Annotated in this window: 13 protein-coding genes; 6 read left to right on the top strand and 7 right to left on the bottom strand. The window is 57.8% G+C overall.

Annotated elements, in window-relative coordinates:
- Nucleotide 1 precedes the first annotated feature (1 nt).
- The 3 genes from hisA to hisIE are packed head-to-tail and all read left to right on the top strand — an operon-like array spanning nt 2 to nt 2185.
- A complete protein-coding gene (gene hisA / locus AB5Y84_RS15895) occupies nt 2–763 on the top strand; it encodes a 1-(5-phosphoribosyl)-5-[(5-phosphoribosylamino)methylideneamino]imidazole-4-carboxamide isomerase (protein ID WP_042030922.1) in 762 nt (253 codons plus the stop codon).
- The gene (gene hisF / locus AB5Y84_RS15890; protein WP_043850847.1) at nt 763–1536 is read left to right on the top strand and encodes an imidazole glycerol phosphate synthase subunit HisF; all 774 of its coding nucleotides are present in this window, start codon (nt 763–765) and stop codon (nt 1534–1536) included. The genes hisA and hisF overlap by 1 nt, the downstream gene beginning before the upstream one ends.
- A complete protein-coding gene (hisIE, locus tag AB5Y84_RS15885; protein WP_368177347.1) occupies nt 1529–2185 on the top strand; it encodes a bifunctional phosphoribosyl-AMP cyclohydrolase/phosphoribosyl-ATP diphosphatase HisIE in 657 nt (218 codons plus the stop codon). Before hisF ends, hisIE begins: the two co-directional genes overlap by 8 nt.
- A 64-nt stretch (nt 2186–2249) precedes the next feature.
- On the opposite strand, the gene AB5Y84_RS15880 is transcribed toward hisIE, so the two are convergent.
- Nucleotides 2250–3755: a P-loop NTPase fold protein gene (locus AB5Y84_RS15880; RefSeq protein ID WP_368177346.1), complete on the bottom strand. Its 1506-nt coding sequence runs from the start codon at nt 3753–3755 to the stop codon at nt 2250–2252.
- Between the two features lie 363 nt (nt 3756–4118).
- Between AB5Y84_RS15880 and AB5Y84_RS15875 the strand changes: the two genes are divergently transcribed.
- The gene (locus AB5Y84_RS15875) at nt 4119–5408 is read left to right on the top strand and encodes a diguanylate cyclase (RefSeq protein ID WP_368177345.1); all 1290 of its coding nucleotides are present in this window, start codon (nt 4119–4121) and stop codon (nt 5406–5408) included.
- Between the two features lie 86 nt (nt 5409–5494).
- Here AB5Y84_RS15875 and AB5Y84_RS15870 read toward each other — a convergent pair whose 3' ends face one another.
- Complete coding sequence (locus tag AB5Y84_RS15870; protein WP_368177344.1) at nt 5495–7117, bottom strand: acyl-CoA synthetase; 1623 nt, start codon at nt 7115–7117, stop codon at nt 5495–5497.
- A gap of 665 nt (nt 7118–7782) precedes the next feature.
- On the opposite strand from AB5Y84_RS15870, the gene AB5Y84_RS15865 reads away from it, so the two are divergent.
- Entirely contained in the window at nt 7783–9309 is a 1527-nt protein-coding gene (locus AB5Y84_RS15865) for a YfcC family protein (RefSeq protein WP_368177343.1), read from the top strand.
- Between the two features lie 59 nt (nt 9310–9368).
- Here the strand turns inward: AB5Y84_RS15865 and AB5Y84_RS15860 are convergent, their stop codons facing one another.
- Complete coding sequence (locus AB5Y84_RS15860) at nt 9369–9557, bottom strand: hypothetical protein (protein ID WP_005345660.1); 189 nt, start codon at nt 9555–9557, stop codon at nt 9369–9371.
- A 501-nt stretch (nt 9558–10058) separates the two neighbouring features.
- On the opposite strand from AB5Y84_RS15860, the gene AB5Y84_RS15855 reads away from it, so the two are divergent.
- Nucleotides 10059–10598 carry a glycine zipper 2TM domain-containing protein gene (locus AB5Y84_RS15855; protein ID WP_043820378.1) on the top strand — a complete coding sequence of 180 codons (540 nt, stop codon included), beginning with the start codon at nt 10059–10061 and terminating at the stop codon, nt 10596–10598.
- Between the two features lie 115 nt (nt 10599–10713).
- Here the strand turns inward: AB5Y84_RS15855 and xdhC are convergent, their stop codons facing one another.
- From xdhC to AB5Y84_RS15835, 4 genes are all read right to left on the bottom strand, one after another.
- The gene (gene xdhC / locus AB5Y84_RS15850) at nt 10714–11199 is read right to left on the bottom strand and encodes a xanthine dehydrogenase iron sulfur-binding subunit XdhC (RefSeq protein WP_042080820.1); all 486 of its coding nucleotides are present in this window, start codon (nt 11197–11199) and stop codon (nt 10714–10716) included.
- Nucleotides 11196–12074 carry a xanthine dehydrogenase FAD-binding subunit XdhB gene (gene xdhB / locus AB5Y84_RS15845; protein WP_368177342.1) on the bottom strand — a complete coding sequence of 293 codons (879 nt, stop codon included), beginning with the start codon at nt 12072–12074 and terminating at the stop codon, nt 11196–11198. Before xdhB ends, xdhC begins: the two co-directional genes overlap by 4 nt.
- The gene (gene xdhA, locus AB5Y84_RS15840) at nt 12067–14385 is read right to left on the bottom strand and encodes a xanthine dehydrogenase molybdenum-binding subunit XdhA (protein ID WP_368177341.1); all 2319 of its coding nucleotides are present in this window, start codon (nt 14383–14385) and stop codon (nt 12067–12069) included. Before xdhA ends, xdhB begins: the two co-directional genes overlap by 8 nt.
- Before the next feature lie 377 nt (nt 14386–14762).
- The gene (locus tag AB5Y84_RS15835; protein ID WP_368177405.1) at nt 14763–16064 is read right to left on the bottom strand and encodes an NCS2 family permease; all 1302 of its coding nucleotides are present in this window, start codon (nt 16062–16064) and stop codon (nt 14763–14765) included.
- Nucleotides 16065–16390 lie beyond the last annotated feature (326 nt).

Genomic DNA, 16390 nt, shown 5'->3' with positions numbered 1-16390 from the left:
CATGATCATTCCCGCAATTGACCTTATCAACGGTCAGGTAGTTCGCCTCTATCAGGGGGACTACGAGCAGAAGACCGAATACAGCAGCAGCCCGCAGGCCCGCTTCGATGAATATGTCTCCCAGGGGGCGGTGCAGCTCCATCTGGTGGATCTGGACGGTGCCAAGGATGCCAAGGCGCGCCAGCTGCCCCTGCTGACCCAGCTGCTGTCGGCCACCGAAGCACCGGTGCAGGTCGGCGGCGGCGTGCGTACCGAGCAGGATGTGGCAGATCTGCTGGCCGCCGGTGCCAGCCGGGTGGTGATTGGCTCCACCGCCGTCAAATCCCCGGATCTGGTTGCCAGCTGGATGGAGAAATATGGCCCCGAGCAGATCGTGCTGGCGCTGGACGTCAATATCGATGAGCAGGGCAATCGCCATATCGCGGTGGCGGGCTGGCAGGAGAACAGCGGTGTGACCATCGAAGCGCTGATCGAGCGCTTCCTCCCCGCCGGGCTCAAACATGTGCTCTGCACCGACATCAGCCGTGACGGCACCCTGGCTGGCACCAATGTCGAGCTCTATCGGGATCTCTGCGCCCGCTACCCGAGCGTTGCCTTTCAGGCCTCCGGCGGCATTGGCGGCATCGCTGATATCGAGGCGCTCAAGGGCTCCGGCGTCAAGGGGATCATCCTTGGCCGCGCCCTGCTGGAGGGCAAGTTCTCGGTGGGTGACGCCATCGCCTGCTGGCAAGCCCCCGCTGCTGATACCACAGGAGGCAACTGATGCTGGCAAGACGCATTATCCCCTGCCTCGACGTGAAAGATGGCGTGGTGGTCAAAGGGGTGCAATTTCGCAACCACGAGGTGATGGGCGGCATTGTCGAGCTGGCGCGCCGCTACGCCGAAGAGGGCGCTGACGAGCTGGTGTTCTATGACATCACCGCCTCCAGCGATGCCCGGGTAGTGGACAAGAGCTGGGTGAGCCGGGTGGCGGAGGTGATCGATATCCCCTTCTGCGTTGCCGGTGGCATTAAAAGCGTGGAAGATGCCCGCCAGATCCTCGAATTTGGTGCCGACAAGGTCTCCATCAACTCCCCTGCCCTTGCCGACCCGACCCTGATCAGCCGACTGGCCGAGCGCTTTGGCGTGCAGTGCGTGGTGGTGGGCATTGACTCCTACTTCGACGCCGAAACGGGCCACTATCAGGTCAAACAGTTTACCGGTGACGAGAGTCGCACCCGCACCACCGCCTGGCACACTCTCGACTGGGTGCAGGAGGTGCAAAAACGCGGCGCGGGTGAAATCGTGCTGAACGTGATGAATCAGGACGGCATGCGTCAGGGTTATGATCTCGACCAGCTCAAGCTGGTGCGCAGCGTCTGCAAGGTGCCGCTGATCGCCTCCGGCGGCGCCGGTGCCATGGCACACTTTCGCGATGCCTTCACCCTCGCCGACGTGGACGGGGCGCTGGCCGCCTCAGTGTTCCACAAAGGCCTTATCCCCATTCCCGAATTGAAACGCTGGCTGAAAAACGAAGGAGTCGCCATCCGTGAATAACTTCTCAGATAACACACAAACAACCGCCAGCGCGCGCCCCCTTGCCGAGCGGCTCGACTGGGAAAAGTGTGACGGTATGATCCCCGTCATCGTCCAGCACGCCGCCAGCGGCGAGGTGCTGATGCAGGGCTTTATGACCCGCGAAGCGCTGGAGAAGACCCAGACCACCGGTCAGGTCACCTTCTTTAGCCGCAGCAAACAGCGGCTCTGGACCAAGGGTGAAAGCTCGGGCAATGTGCTCCAACTCGTGGCCATCAGCACCGACTGCGATCAGGACTCTCTGCTGATTGCCGCCAACCCCGTCGGCCCCACCTGCCACAAAGGGACAACCTCCTGCTTCCATGGTCACCCGCTGCCGCCCCTCGGTTTTCTGGCCGAGCTGGAACAGGTGCTGGCCGCCCGCAAAGGGGCCGATCCGGCCACCAGCTACACCGCCAGCCTCTACGGCAAAGGCACCAAGCGCATCGCCCAGAAGGTCGGTGAGGAAGGTGTCGAAGTGGCGCTGGCCGCCATGGCCAAGGATCGGGAGGAGCTCATCAACGAATCCGCCGATCTGCTCTACCACCTGACCGTGCTGCTGCAAAATGAAGGGCTGGGATTACAGGATGTGGTGCAGCGGCTTTATGAGCGGCATAATACACATAAATAATTTAACTCGTATTAACTGATGTTTTTAGGGTGGGTACCCCACCCTAAGTTAAACCATGAAATAGTTATTTAAACATCGTGGCTAATACAAGTAAGTTATAGTAATCAACAATATCAACCTTACTTTCCATCTCTAACTTTGCCTTAAGCAAAGCCAACCCTAGTTCCTTGTCATTACGTAATGAATTGTTTTTAATACATTCTATTAACTTTTCCTTGGCAGCCTGACCAAATCCATCACCATTTTTCAAAACCTCAATTCTTGCAGATATCATTTCATATAAATTAACTGTTATAGAATATTCATTCACAAAATTATCAATCGTTCTGACCCCTCTATTAGGGGAGAATTCAAAAAATTCAAGTTCTGTCCCAAACATATCTACCGTGTTCATTATTATTTTTATTTTATCTAAGCTTATTAACTGTTCCTTTATCATCTCGATGGCATCAATGAAACACTGCAATACATGCTCGCTCTTGATTGATACACTTTTGCCGTTTGCAATGAGAATTGCCATTAATAATATGTCTGGTTTTCTATCATTAGAAGCATGACGATACGTAGCAACCAAGCGATTCAATAAACTCTGTGTATCTCTAAGTTGTAATTCGAATCGTTTGATTATCAACACTAAGAACTCACTAAATTGTTCTGATGTAATACCATAATTAATATGGCACATAGATGGAAAGTCATCGAAACGATTAGATAATTCAAAAATATAATTGAATATTTCCGATTTTGGTAGTTCGTAACGATCTGTAAAAAATCGCTCCAGATACTTAAATGCATTGAATTCATCACCATAAACAACCTTTATAGCATGCTGCAATTGCTCAGTATCCGTTGCCAGTACAAATACCACACCCTGAATATCAAAGATATGCTTGATGGTTTCCAGCATCTCTACCGCATAAGAAGGGCGACAACGATCCAGCTCATCAATCAGGATAAACGCAGGTGCCTGTTTCTTTTTCTTGCCAATGATTGCCCCAACCCACTGCTGTATTTCGTGTTTGAGCAACTGTACTGCTTCTGTCTTTTTACGCGTGTCTTGAAAGAGTGATTCAACCAGCTTCCCCGCATCATCAGCCGTAATGACCTCCTGGACTTCATCGATATTGATGCCAGAGACTTTTTTAAACAGAGCCTTGGTTACTATCGGCGCAGTTGCTTTTAGCAATGAAGCCAACTTGGTCGATAGATAGGGGGAAAGCTGAGGGCTACCCGCTTCTTCTTTCAGCTGTTCAATAATCGACGAAATAACCGTCAATAAGGGATCATCGGAAAAATCCTGCTGCCAAGCATCGATATAAACGGTGGGATAGTGCGCTTTCAGCTCCATATACCAGCGCTTGATAAACCAAGTTTTACCCGCCCCCCACTCGGCATTAAGGTTAAGCACATAGTTGCGCTGCTTACCTTCGGCGGCGAGGTAGTTGGTCAGAAATTCAGCATAGCGGGCGCGATCCAGCCGATCGGCACTCAAGTTCTCTTCGCTACCCGCAATGGCCCCCGGCCCGTCCCACTGAACTTCGTCATCCCAATTAAACGGTGCCACTGCCATCTCGTATCTCTCCATATTGCGTTGCTGAGGATGATATCAGGGGCACAGTGAAAATAGTTTGATTAAAGACCTGTTTGTTGCCCTTTCTGCCGCTCGGGGTGGCGTATTTGATTGCCGATTAATTTCTCTGCTGCTAACCAATAATGCCGGGCCGATAAAGGGGGGAACAGGGTGATCTGCACAACCACAGACTCGGTTGATAGCCTTTGAGCTCGACAACGATGACAATCGTGTGACATGGCGCAGAACTTGCGGAAATAAACGCGAAACCTGACCTGTTCGGTGCTTTATTTAAAGCTGTTGATCTCTGTTGCACGTCTTGTTCAACCGACCCATCGTAGCGACCCAAGGATGGCTAGCCCCATGAAGGATGAACCCTTCTCTATCCAGTTACAGCATGAGCTGGATCACCTCAAAGCCATCTTCAACGAGACGGACGCCTATATGTTTACCAAGGATCTGGCGGGCCGTTACACCTATGCCAATCAGGCGGTGCTGGATCTCTTTGGCTGCACCCTCGCCGAGTTGCAGGGGCAGGATGATCGGGCCTTTTTTGATCTCGAATTCTCCGACACCATTCAACGCAACGACCGGTTGGTACTGGAGCAGCAGCTCGCCATCGCCCAGGAGGAGATCAACTACCTCAAATCCACCGGGGAAAAGCGCTGCTACTGGACCGTTAAAAAGCCCATCCATGACAAGGATGGCAACCTGATCGGCCTGTGCGGCATCTCCACTGATATCACCGAACACAAGCTGATTGAGGCGCGGCTGGCGGAGCAGCATCAGCTGCTGGAGATCATCCTCGCCAACGTGGATGCCCATATCTATATGAAGGACAGCCTGCACCGCTTTCTCTACGTCAACCAAAAGGTCGCCGATCTGCTGGGCCTTCCTGCCGAGCAGATCATCAACCGGCGCGATGACGAGGTGATCCCGGCTGCCAGCGCCTGCCAGCTGTGGCGACTGGACAACCGGGTATTCGAAACCGGCGAGCTGCAAGCCGGGGAAGAGATGCTGACCGATCCCGAAGGCAATCAGCACTATTACTGGTCGGTCAAGGTGCCCTTTCTGCTGGGGGATGGCACCCCCACCCTGATCGGTATCTCCTCCGACATTACCGAACTGCACCAGCTCAAGGAGCAGCTGCACCAGCAGTCGGTGCGTGATGGCCTCACCGGTCTCTACAACCGCCGTTTCTTTTTCGAGATGTGCGAGAAGAACCTCAGTCTGGACATGCGCCACCACCTCACCTCGGTGCTGATGGTGCTGGATGTGGATCAGTTCAAGTGCATCAACGATCGCTTCGGTCACCCCCTTGGGGATAGCGCGCTGATGCATCTGGGCAGGGTGATGCAATCGGTGCTGCGCAGCGAAGATGTGTTGGCCCGCATCGGTGGTGACGAGTTTGCCATCTTGCTACCCAACACCACCCTCTCGGCCGCCGCATCTCTGGCCGAGCGGCTGCGCCTGCAGGTGATGCAAAGCCCGCTGCCCTTGCCCGATGGGGATAAGCTGGTTATCACCATCAGCGCCGGACTGGTGGAAAATGGCGAGGGGGAGCTGATGGAGAGCCTCTACGCCCGCGCCGATCAGATGCTCTATCAGGCCAAACAGAGCGGCCGCAACTGCGTTGCCTGCAAGGCTCCCTAGCCACACAATGGGAGGGCCAGCAGCCCTCCAGACCCCTTGTATCTCCCTCCTATGAATGGCTGTGCTGGCTCCTTACGAACAGACCGCTACCCCAGCTGTTTGCGCAACACGAATTTTTGCACCTTGCCGGTCGAGGTCTTGGGCAACGGGGTGAAGATGATGCGTTTGGGGGCCTTAAAGTGAGCCATCTGCTCCCGGCAAAAGGCGATCAACTCCGCCTGGGTGGTCTCTCGCCCCTCTTTCAGTTTCACGAAGGCGCAGGGCACCTCCCCCCACTTCTCATCGGGCATGGCGATCACCGCCGCTTCATCCACATCGGGATGACGATAGAGCACATCTTCCACCTCCAGACTGGAGATGTTCTCCCCGCCGGAGATGATGATGTCCTTGGATCTGTCCTTGATCTCCACATAACCATCCGGGTGCCATACCGCCAGATCGCCACTGCGAAACCACCCCTCCGCCATCGCCTCGGCGCTGGCCGCCGGATTCTTCAGATAGCCTTTCATCACCACATTACCGCGCAGCACTATTTCTCCCATGGTTTTGCCATCTTTGGCCACCGGCTCGCCACTGACCGGATTGATAACCCGCATCTCCCCCTGCAGAGGCGACGCAACCCCCTGCCGCGCCTTGAGGCGGGAAAGCGCCGTGGCATCCTGACCTTGCCAGCTTCTTTGCGGTTCGCACAACACGCAGGGGCCATAGGTTTCGGTGAGGCCGTAAACGTGGGTTACGTTTATCCCCATCGCCTCCATGCCAGCGATCACGGTGGCGGGGGGCGCAGCCCCGGCGGTCATCACCTTGATGGGGTGATCCAGCCCCTGCTTGAGCGCCGGATCGGCATTGTTGAGCATATTGAGCACGATGGGCGCTGCGCAAAAATGGCTCACCTTGTGCTCGTGCAGCGCCTCATAAATGGCGGACGCCTGCACATGACGCAGACAGACGCTCACCCCGGCGGTAGCCGCCAGCGTCCAGGGGAAGCACCAGCCGTTGCAGTGAAACATCGGCAAGGTCCAGAGATAGACGGGATGTTTGGGCAGCTCCCAGGAGAGCACATTGTTGATGGCGTTGAGGTGGGCACCGCGATGGTGATAGACCACCCCCTTGGGGTTGCCGGTGGTGCCGGAGGTGTAGTTAAGGGAGATCGCCTGCCACTCATCCTCTGGCAACCAGCCGGGTTCATCGCCGTTACCAGTGGCAATAAAGGCCTCATAGGTCAGTTCACTGACAAGCGCCCCTTCCCGGTAAAGGGGATCGTCGATGGCGATAACCAGCGGTTGGCTCTTCAACAGATCCAATGCCTTGCGCACCACGGCACCAAACTCCCTGTCCACCAGCACCACCTTGCTCTGGGCATGCTGGAAGATAAAGGCCATCGACTCGGCATCGAGCCGGGTATTGATGGTGTTGAGCACGGCGCCGCTCATAGGCACCCCGAAGTGCGCTTCAAACATCGCCGGGATATTGGGCGCAACGATGGAGACGGTGTCCCCCTCCCCGATACCGCTAAGCCTCAGGGCCGAAGCCAACTGGCGGCAACGGCGGGCGGTCTCGCCCCAGCTCTGGCGCAGCAAGCCGTGGATCAGCGCCGGATAGTCGGGATAGACCCGCTCCGCCCGCCCCAAAAAGCTGATGGGGGTCAGGGTCTCGAAATTGGCGGCGGTTTTGGCAAGATCACGCTCATAGATGTTCTGCACTGTCATCGGATTCCTTCCTCACAGGTGGCACAAAACGGGCAGTTTCGGGATGATTCAGAGATCAGTAAGCGACATGGGCATCCTGCCCGTCACTGGTCTCTTATGGGGATGACAGCCTAACAGCGAGCCTGCGGCGGCAGGTATTAGCAAAACGTCTTAGACAGGAGCTGCCGCCTACCAACAGGGCCCCCTGTTTTCGTTGCAAAAAATATTTCGTTACTGGAAAGCGTGCCATTTTTTTCACAGGCTGTTTTTGGCGAATAACGAAAAATGGCGATAGTGGAATATTATTCCGTCAAAGCTGCTTTATATGTTATTTCATTCATCTCGGCACGCACTATTTTCATGCCATTTATTTAAGGCAAAGCGCGTAAAATGAAAGCTGAAATAGTTATTGCATAACGCCATTTATTTCACCCCAGCCATTAAATCCATGGAAAATAAATTTTGTGAGCCATCCCATAAAGCGAGCATGGCACCATGTTCATCCAGCCGCACACGGGTTACGGTTACAACGTGAAACAATCCACCGGATGTTCAATATCAGGCCAGATTTCTCGCCAATCACTACGCAATATACAGTGAGTTTGCGTACCTTGGATGTATGACGCAGAAACCCTATCGACCAGATATTCCGCCGAGCCCAAACCTGCTTTATCAAGGAGCATTTTATGTGTGCCGTGCCGAATACCACACCACGCAGACAATTCCCTACTGCATTTACCATTCTGTTTCTTATTATGTTGCTGGCCATTGCGCTGACCTGGATAATTCCGGCGGGTGCCTATGCCAAGCTCTCTTATAATCCGGCCAGTGAAAGCCTGATGGTCAATAGTCCACAGGGGGAAATAAGCAGACTTCCCGCAACCCAGGATGCCCTGGCAAAACTCAATATCAATATTGCGGTGGAGCAATTTACCAACGGCACCATCCGCAAGCCCATCGCCATTCCCGGCACCTATGCCCGGCTGGAACAAGCACCCAAGGGGCTCGGTGACGTGGCGGTCAGCATGGTCAAGGGCACCATAGAGGGGGCGGATATCATTGTCTTTATTCTGGTGCTCGGGGGGCTGATCGGCGTCATCAACAAGACAGGTGCATTCAGTGCGGGGCTTGTCGCCCTCTCACACAAGACCCGGGGCAACGAGTTCCTGTTTGTGGCGCTGGTCTGCTTCGTAATGGCGCTGGGAGGCACCACCTGCGGACTGGAGGAAGAGGCGGTCGCCTTCTATCCCATACTGGTGCCCATCTTTCTGGCGCTCGGCTATGACTCCATCGTCTGCGTGGGAGCCATCTTCCTCGCCGCCTCCATGGGCACCACCTTCTCCACCATCAATCCCTTCTCGGTGGTGATCGCCTCCAATGCCGCCGGCATTCCCTTTACCGAGGGGCTGATCTTTCGCGCCATTGGCTGTCTGGTGGGCACCCTGGTGGTGATCAGTTATCTCTACTGGTACTGCAAGAAGATCAAGGCCAACCCTGCCTTCTCCTACACCTATGAGGACAGAGAGAGTTTTCGCGCCCGTTTTCTCAAAGAGGGCTCTATGGACGAAGGGGTGCCCTTCACCCTGCGCCGCAAGCTCATTCTGACCCTGTTTATCCTCGCCTTCCCGCTGATGGTGTGGGGCGTATCCATGGCCGGTTGGTGGTTTCCGCAGATGGCAGCTTCCTTCCTGACCATCGCCATCATCATCATTTTTATCTCGGGTCTCAAAGAGAAAGAGGCGGTCGAGGCCTTCACTCAGGGGGCGTCGGAGCTGGTGGCCGTCTCCCTCATCATCGGGCTGGCGCGGGGGGTCAATCTGGTACTGGATCAGGGGATGATCTCGGACACTATTCTGGCCTACGCCTCCGATCTGGTCTCCGGCATGCATGGTGCCGTGTTCGCGGTGGCGCAGATGCTGGTGTTCACCCTCTTGGGGCTGGTGGTACCCTCCTCCTCGGGGCTCGCGGTGCTCTCCATGCCCATCATGGCGCCGCTGGCAGATACCGTGATGATCCCCCGCTATATCGTGGTGTCGGCCTACAACTGGGGGCAATACGCCATGCTGTTCCTGGCCCCCACCGGACTGGTGCTGGTCACTCTGCAGATGCTCGGCATTCAGTTCAACAAGTGGGTCAAGTTCGTGCTACCCATGGTGGGCTTTGTGCTGGGATTTGGCGCCCTGATGCTGGTAGCGCAAGTGATGATGGCCTGATGGGCCTTTGATACATGAGTGACAACACCCCGTGCCTGGCGCGGGGTTTTTATTCAGCCTTAGTGGCGTACCCGCCCCTGCTGGCGAAAGCAGTAGAGCTTGAGGCTGATGTCGGCGATATCGGCGGGAAGCTCCTCTCCCTGCTCGGCCAGGGGACGGTAGAGGGATGAGAGCAGACGTTCGGCCTGCTGCACCGTGATGATGTTGGCCTGGATGGCCGGGGTGATCCAGCTGGGTAACATTGACATATCTCCCCCTCGTTGATCCGGTGATCTCGGGTGAAGTCTTCATTTCAGGTCTTACGCAGTTGTCTGCCGGCCCGTTCACCCTCTGCTTCACCCAATCAAAGCAAAATGCTTGCCGTGATCTCTTATCGGCCAACATCCGATGGGGCTGGAGCCATTTATCAACCACTTGCATGGCCATCTCAACGAACAGCGCGCCCGTTCAAAACCTCTCCCTTGACCTGCCCCCGTCAGCACTTTGCCACTCTGGCATTCTGCTCACCGCCCGCCTTGCAAATTGCGACTCGAATTGCTCCTTATCACACTGGCAGAGTCCACCAGACGCCGGAAACTGGTCACTTTTAGTCCGTTGTCGCCAAAGCCAGACACTTTTTCACGGTGGCTGTTTTTGACCTTGCCAGTGCCTGTCGCAGGCCCATCCCCCTCGCCTTGTCCGGCCAACCGGTTATGACAAGATGGCGCCAGATTGGAACAGCCCGTATGGGTATCCAGGAGAACCATAAAATGAACAGATCCATGATGGCAGGTATCGGTATTGGCATCGCCTCGGCCCTGGCACTCTCGGCGGCGGCCAGCGGCTCCCTCTTTACACCCCAACCCACCTTTGCCGAGGTGATCGCCAGCAAGCCGATCACCGAGACCATCAAGACTCCCCGACAGGAGTGTCGCAACGTCACCGTGACCCACCGCAAGCCGGTACAAGATGAACACAAGATCCTCGGTACCGTGGTGGGTGCAGCGCTGGGTGGCGTGGTTGGCCACCAGTTTGGCGGCGGCAGCGGCAAGAAGGTGGCCACCGCAGCCGGGGCCGTCGCGGGGGGTTATGCCGGCAATCAGGTGCAGGGCAATATGCAGGCGGGCGACACCTACACCACCACCGAGCAGCGCTGCAAAACCGTGCAGGATACTAGCGTCAACACCATTGGTTATGACGTGACCTATCGCCTCGCAGGTCAGGAGGGGGTGATCCGCATGAAGCAAGCCCCCGGTGCCACCATTCCGGTCAAAGATGGCAAATTGGTGATCGAACAGCCAAAAGTGTGATGTCTCCTGGCCCCACTCAGCAGCAGGCCCGCCTCTTTCGAGGCGAGCCTGTGTTTTTGGGCGGCTTGTTTCCTTTCTCACACAACAGCACGCACCACTCACGGCACCCGAACTATCACCCCTTGCAGCACTTCTTCACCGCCCGCACCACGTTCTGATACCCGGTGCAGCGGCAGAGGTTGCCCGACAGCCCGCGGCGGATCTCCGCATCGGTCAGCGGACGACGTGCGGTCTTGTCGAGCAGAGCTGCGCTCGCCATCACGAGGCCCGGGGTACAAAAACCGCACTGCACCGCCCCCTCGTCGATAAAGGCCTGCTGTACATCGGAGAGCTCATTGCCTTTGCGCTCCCCCTCCACGGTGCGAATGGATTTGCCATCGGCCCACACCGCCAGATAGAGGCAGCTGTCGATGGCAGTGCCATTCACCCGCACGGTACAGGCGCCGCACTCACCGACACTGCACCCCTCTTTCACACTGATCAGCCCCTGCCCGCGCAGGAAGTGGAGCAGCGACATGGTGGGCGGCACTGCATAGGAGTAAGGCTTGCCGTTGATCTCGCACTGGATCTCCACGGCGGGACAGCTTTGCGGTTGCATCATAGGATCTTCCCTCCGGCACGTTCGACTGCGCAGGCGACCACCCGCTGCGCCAGGGTTTTGATAAGGTGCAGGCGAAACTCCTTTTCCGCCCGCCAGGAGGATCGTGGCGCCACATCGGCCACCACAGCCTCGGCAATGGCGGCCAGTGTGGCGCGAGTCAGCGGTTGCCCTTCGGCTGCCGCTTCTGCGTGCGGGGTACGCACCGGGGTCGGGGCCGCCACCCCATAGGCCAGCCGCAGACTCTTGAAGTGACCATCCTCAATCTGACAGTAGGCGGCGCAGCCGATGGTGGCGATATCCATGGCATCGCGCATGGCGTATTTGAAGTAGTGGGAGCCCACATGGGGGTGAGAATCCGGCGCAAAGTGGAATGCCACCAGAATTTCCGCCGGTTGTAGCGCCACCTTGCCGGGACCGGTGTGAAAACCGGCGATGGATATGCGGCGCGTACCATCGGGGCCGGCGATTTCCAGCTCTGCTTCCAGCGCGACAGTCGGCGCCGCCGAGTCTGCACTGGTGGCGCCATTGCAGATATTGCCGCCATAGGTGGCGACGTTGCGGATCTGCGGACCGGCGATGGTGGCGGCCGCCTCGGCCAGCATCGGCAGGCGGCGCTGCACCAGCTCGTTTTCGATGAGCTCGGTAAAGGTGGTGCCGGAGCCGATGCGGATCGACCCATCAGGCAACTCGCTCACCCCTTTGAGCTCGGGCAAGTCGTGAATATCGACGATATGGCGATAGGCGGCGTTGAGGTGATGCAGCTGGATCATCACATCGGTGCCGCCAGCCAGCAGGCGCGCCTCGGGGTCAGCCTGACGCAGGGCGATCGCCTCGGCCACGCTGTGCGCCTTGTAGTAACGGGCAATATCAAACATGGTGTTGCTCCTCCCCTGATCCCTCGCCAATCAAACCCGCTGCGACAAACTCCCGGAACAGGGTTTTGGGGGTGATGGGCAGCTCGTTGATGGCCACCCCGGTCGCCATTCGAATGGCGTTACGGATGGCGGGGCCCGGCGAGATGATGGGCGGTTCCCCCAGTGATTTGTGGCCATAGACCGACTGGGGCTCATAGGTCTGCACGAAGTCGCATTCAAGCTCGGGCAAATCCAGCATGGTGGGGAACTTGTAGTCGAGCAGGTTGGGATTGCGCACCACGCCGCTCTTGGCATCGATGATCATCTCCTCGAACAGCGACCAGCCGATCCCCATCCCCATGCCGCCATGCACCTGTCCCTCCGCCAGTTGCGGGTTGAGGATCTTGCCTGCATCGTGCAGGTTGATGATGCGATTGATGGTTACCTTGCAGAGATCGATATCGACGCTGAGATCGACAAAGGTACAGCCGAAACTGGGCGGGTTGGTGGTGGTCTTGTGGGAGACCTCGGAGGTGATCTGGCCACCGATAGTGAGGTGGTAGTAGGCGTTGACCGACACCTCGGCGACGCTGATCAACACCTTGTCCGGCGCACCAGCCAGCACCACATAGCCGTCAATCAGGGTCAGCGACCCGACATCCTGATGGCAGAGCTGGGCTGCCAGCGACAAAATGCGGGCCCGCAACTGCAGCGCCGCCTGATGGATGGCGGGCGCCGCCACATAACTCTGGCGCGAAGCGAACGAGCCAGGATCATAGGCGGTAATGTCGGTATCCTGAGTCGAAATGACCCGGATCTGCTCAAACGGAATGCCCAACGTCTGGGCCGCCATCTGGGCAAAGACAGTGTCCGACCCCTGCCCTATCTCGGTGGCGCCGATCTGCAGATTGACGGTGCCATCCTGATTGAGCAGCATGCGGGCGCCGGCAATTTCGACCCCCACCGGATAGGTGTTCGAGCCGTAGCTAAAGCACGCCACCCCGATGCCGCGCCGCACCCGGCTTGCAGGATCCTGCCCCAGACACTCGGCCTTGAGTCGATCCCACTCGAACATCTCGCGGCCACGCAGCAGGCAGTCCGGCAACCCGGCGCTGTAGATGGTCTTCTGGTTGACCTGATTGACATCTCCTTCCCGCGCCACGTTGGCGATCCGCACATCAAGCGGATCCAGCCCCAGTTCGGCACAGGCGTCATCCAGCATGCACTCAAGGGCAAAAATCACCTGCGGCGCGCCGTAACCGCGCATGGCACCGGCGGTGGGCAGGTTGCTGTAGAAGGTTTTGGCGTCATAACCGAAGGCGCTGCGCGGATAGAGGTAGCTGATCTTGTTGCCCCCGGCACTGGCGATGGAGTGGCCGTGAGAGGCATAGCCGCCGGTGTTGGAGAGCACGTCGAGCTGATAGCCCTTGAGGGTGCCGTCGCGGTTGAGGCCCATCTTGCCATCGATGGCAAAGCCGTGGCGGGTGCGGGAGGCAAAGAAGCACTCCTCCCGGCTCAGGGTCACCTTGACCGGCACGCCGCCGAGCTTGTAGCTCAAAAACGCCGCCATCGGCTCTTCCAGCACGTCCTGCTTGTTGCCAAAACCGCCGCCCATATAGGGCTTGATCACCCGCACGCTCGACCAGGGCAGACCGAGGGACTTGGCCACCCGGCTGCGCACTATCTGGGGGATCTGGGTGCTGCTGACCACGATGATGTGGTCCGGCTGATCCATGTAGGCGTAGCAGGTCACCGTCTCCAGATGGCAGTGCTGCACCACAGGTGTCCGGTAGTGCCCCTGAAACTGCAGATCTGCCGCCGCAATGGCCTGCTCCGGGTCATTGGCGCGAAGCTGGCTTTGGCGCAGCAGATTGCCGCTCGGGTGGATGGGATAGGCTCCGTCGGCCAGCGCACTTTCAGCATCCGTCATCACCGGCAGTGGCTCGTAGGTTACATTGACCAGGGCGGCAGCCTTCTCGGCCACCAGCGGATCGCGCGCCACGACTATGGCGACCCCATCACCAAAGTGGCGTACATGGTCGGTGAGCAGGCGGCGGTCTTTCACATCCCGTTTGGCCTCATCGAGGGACCAGGCGTGACCGGCAGTGCGAAAGCAGGTGGTGGGCACATCCTCATGGGTAAACACGGCTTCGACCCCGTGCAGGGCCAGTGCCTCGGTCGCATCGATGGCAAGCACCTTGCCATGGGCGATATTGCTTCGCACGTACTTGGCGTGGCGCATCCCGAGCATGATGTTGTCATCGGTATAGCGGGCGCTGCCGGTCACCTTGGCCTCGGCATCCACCCGCTTGAGCGGTAATCCTATGGACATATGCAAGTCCTTTTTCGAATGGAAAAATCTGGAACCGGCATAAAAAACAGCAAGATATGCGCCTGTTTCCCGTCATCGTCAGGACAATGGGGAGAAGTGTGAAGGGGATCCCATCTAGCCCGCTTTTGTTGGCCCGAAGCGACAAGCCAAGGGCAGCCCCTGAGCAAACGGGGCACATCAGCGGTGAAAAAAGCGGCAGAGCGAGGAGAGCAAGGGTGGAAGCCTATCAATCTGGTAGGATGATTTATCAAAATGGTATCGCGATGAGACCACCCAACTGCGGAGACGGCCGAGACGTGATAGCCAGCATGGGTGGGCTAAAAATAACAGGCATAAAAATGGGGCCGCCAGTGCGGCCCCAAACGGGCGGGTTATCCCTAAATAGCCCACCCCCCAGCATAAAAGAGCACCAGAGCCAGGGCGATGATCACGGTGCCGACGTTGAGCTTGTGCCACTCCTTCGAGCAGATGCGGCCGATCACCAGTGAGCTGAAGCCAAGCATGATGCCGGTCACGATGTTGCAGGTGAGTACGATAAAGACGGCGCATACCAGCCCAGACATGGCCCCGACAAAGTCATCGAAATCGAGCTTGGTGACGTTGCTCAGCATCAAGAGCCCCACATACATCAGCGCCGGTGCGGTGGCATAGGCGGGCACCAGATAGGAGAGCGGCGAGAGGAACAGCATCAACAGGAACAGGCCGCCGACCACAGTCGCGGTCAGGCCGGTTTTGCCCCCCGCCGCCGTGCCTGCTGCCGATTCGATATAGACGGCAGCCGGGGCCGCCCCCACCAGACTGGAGAAGATGCTGCTGACCGAGTCGGCACTGAGCGCCTTGCCGCTGTTGATGATGTGACCATCTTTATCGAGCAGGTTGGCCTGCCCCGCGACCGCCCGGATGGTGCCGGTGGCATCGAATACCGCCGTCATCACCAGCGCCAGCACGCTGGGCAACACCAGCGGCGAGAGGGCCCCCATGATATCCAGGCTGAAGATGAGGGACTGACCCTGCCCGTCCGAGAGGCTCGGCAGGGCGAACAGTCCCTGATACTTCACCGCCGGATCGAAAATCAGGCCGAAGATGGAGATGGCGATGATCACCAGCAGGATCCCCCCCGGTACTCTCAGCTTCTCCAGCCCGAAGATCACCGCAAGGCCAATCAGGGACATGATGACCGGCATGGAGGTGAAGGCCCCCAGCGCCACCGGCAGTCCCTCCAGCGGGTTCTTGATCACCAGCCCCACGCCATTGGCGGCGATAAGCAGCAGGAAGAGACCGATCCCAATGCCGGTGCCATGGGCAATGCCCATCGGCAGGTTGTCGAGGATCCAGCTACGCACCCCTGTCACCGAGATAGCGGTAAAGAGTACCCCCATCAGGAAGACGGCCCCCAACGCCACCGGAATGGGGATTTGCTGCCCCAGCACCAGACTGAATGCAGTAAACGCCGTGAGGGAAATAGCGCAACCGATGGCCATCGGCAGCTTGGCCCAGAGCCCCATCAAGAGCGAACCGAACCCCGCCACCAGACAGGTGGCGACAAACACGGCGCCGGGAGGAAAGCCCGCCTTGCCGAGCATGCTTGGCACCACGATCACCGAGTAGACCATGGCAAGGAAGGTGGTGAGGCCCGCCAGCACCTCCTGTCTGACGTTGCTGCCCCGCTCGCTGATCATAAAGTAGCGATCAAGAGCCGTGAGCGGCTGTTGCTTTGCTGCGCTCTGGCTGGCGTCATCATTGGCCAGCTGTTCCACGCTGTTTGTCCTGCTGTTTGCTTGGGTCATACCCAACTCCTTCACACGCGCCTGAATGTTCCATGACGAAATGGCGACAGGATCTGCGGGTCTGCCGAGCGCCAGTCTGATGAGAAACAGGCGATGGCGGCAGAGGATGCGACAGACAGACCAGGGCAGGCAGCCTTGACTCAAACGTTTGCCTTGCTGGTCAAAAAACCGGGCCATTTCACGTTCTATGCGGGGAGATCCCCTGTGGTGCGGCAAGA

This window comes from Aeromonas sp. s11 (genome assembly GCF_040907945.1).
Classification (GTDB): domain Bacteria; phylum Pseudomonadota; class Gammaproteobacteria; order Enterobacterales; family Aeromonadaceae; genus Aeromonas; species Aeromonas veronii.
This window is presented reverse-complemented; position numbering and strand designations above follow the sequence as displayed.